Origin of the sequence: Actinosynnema sp. NPDC023658 (assembly GCF_040639995.1) — a bacterium.
Taxonomy (GTDB): Bacteria; Actinomycetota; Actinomycetes; order Mycobacteriales; family Pseudonocardiaceae; genus Actinosynnema.
Window position 1 is genome coordinate 1,687 of record NZ_JBFAAX010000592.1, and the last position, 1,847, is coordinate 3,533.

Annotated in this window: 2 protein-coding genes and 1 pseudogene; all 3 read left to right on the forward strand. The window is 72.2% G+C overall.

Annotated elements, in window-relative coordinates; genetic code table 11:
- Window positions 1–185, forward strand: a pseudogene (locus AB0G02_RS31715) (sugar ABC transporter permease); the annotation flags it as partial.
- On the forward strand, window positions 182–1,063 hold the full coding sequence (locus AB0G02_RS31720) for a carbohydrate ABC transporter permease (protein WP_360801428.1): 882 nt from the start codon (window positions 182–184) through the stop codon (window positions 1,061–1,063). The pseudogene AB0G02_RS31715 and the gene AB0G02_RS31720, both read left to right, overlap by 4 nt.
- A gap of 50 nt (window positions 1,064–1,113) precedes the next feature.
- On the forward strand, window positions 1,114–1,847 hold a 734-nt coding region (locus AB0G02_RS31725), incomplete at its 3' end, for an ROK family transcriptional regulator (protein WP_360801431.1).

Consider the following 1,847-nt stretch of genomic DNA (forward strand, 5'->3'; position numbering starts at 1 on the left):
TCTTCCTGCTCACCGGTGGCGCGGCGGGCACCGAGGTGGTGAGCGTGCGGGTCTACGAGCTGCTGACCGTGCAGCGCAACGTCGGCGCGGCCGCGGCCCAGTCCGTGTTCCTCGCCGCCGTGCTGGTCGTGCTGCTCGGCGCCTACCTGTGGTTGCTGCGGCGACGGGGAGGGGCCGGGCGGTGACGCGACAGCGGTGGACGCGCGACCGCGTCGAACGGGCCGTGCTCGCCGTGCTGCGACCGGTGGTGGTCGTGGTGTTCCTGATCGCCACCCTGCTGCCGTTCTACTACATGGTGGTGCTGTCGCTGCGGCCGATCGAGGACCTGCTGCGCCGGCCGGGCTCGTTGCTGGTCGACCTGGGCGAGCTCACCCTGTCCACCTACGCCGACGTGCTGCGGCCGGTCGCGGACGGCGGTCAGGGGTTCCTGGCCCTGCTGGGCAACAGCGCCGTCGTGGCCGTCGCCTCGGTGCTGGTGGCGCTGGTGATCGCGATCCCCGGCGCGTACGCGGTGAGCAGGCTGGAGTTCTTCGGCCGGCGGCAGGTCGGCTCGCTGTTCCTCGCGGTGTACCTGTTCCCGGCCATCGTGCTGGCGATACCGCTGTTCGTGGTGCTGACCAGGATGCACCTGCGCGGCTCGTTGGCCGGCCTGGTGCTGGTCTACATCGCCCAGACCGTGCCGGTGGCCATCTACATGCTGAAGAACTACTTCGAGACCATCCCGCGCGGCGTGGAGGAGGCGGGCCTGGTCGACGGCCTGAGCCGGATCGGGGTGATCCGGCGGATCAGCCTGCCGCTGGCGATGCCGTCGGTCGTGGCGACCGGGATCTTCGTGTTCATGATCGCCTGGAACGAGTTCCTGTTCGCCCTGCTGTTCCTGGTCGAGCGGCGCGACTCCTGGACCGTCTCGCTCGGACTGGCGCAGCTGTCGGGCAGCATCGAGGTACCCACGACCGTGCTCATGGCCGGGTCGGTGGTCATCACGATTCCCGTGGTGCTGCTGTTCTTCCTGACCGAACGGCTACTCTCGCAGGGGCTGACCAGCGGCGCGGAGAAGGGCTGACCGCGACCGTGGCAGCGCATCCGACGCCCTTGGCGAGAGGGGACGCCCCGGTGGCGCGCAGCGGGTTCACGGCGTCGCCGGGCGAGATCCTCGCGCTCGTCCGGTCCGGGCGGGTCGAGACCCGGCGCGACCTGCAGGAGCTGACCGGGTTGTCCCGGTCCACGGTGGCGCTGCGGCTCAGCCAGCTCATCTCGGCCGGTTACATCCGCGCGGTCGAGCAGCGGCGCGGCACCGCGGGCAGGCCGGCCGAGGTGCTGTCGTTCGAGGAGACCGGAAAGCTCGTCCTGGCCGCCGACGTGGGCGTGACGCACGCGCGGTTCGCGCTGACCGACGCGGGCGGGCGGATGCTCGCGGAGCGCACCGAGGACCTGCTCGTCGGGCAGGACCCCGACGTGGTGCTCAAGACCGTCGTGCGGCGGTTCCGCGACCTGCTCAAGGACGCGGGCCCCGACCGGGCCCGGCTGGTCGGTGTCGGCGTCGGCCTGCCCGCCCCGGTCGACTTCCGGACCGGGCGGCCCGTGCAGCCGCCGATCATGCCCGGCTGGCACGGGGTCGAGGTCGCCAGGACCCTGTCCGCCGCGCTGGGCTGCCCGGCGTTCGTGGACAACGACGCCAACCTGCTCGGCCTCGGTGAGGTCCGCGAGCGCTACCCCGACGTCGACAACCTGCTGTTCGTGAAGGTGGGCACCGGCATCGGCGCGGGCGTCATCCTCGGCGGCCGACCCGAGCGCGGCGCCACCGGCCAGGGCGGCGACATCGGCCACATCCGCATCGCCCGCCCGGT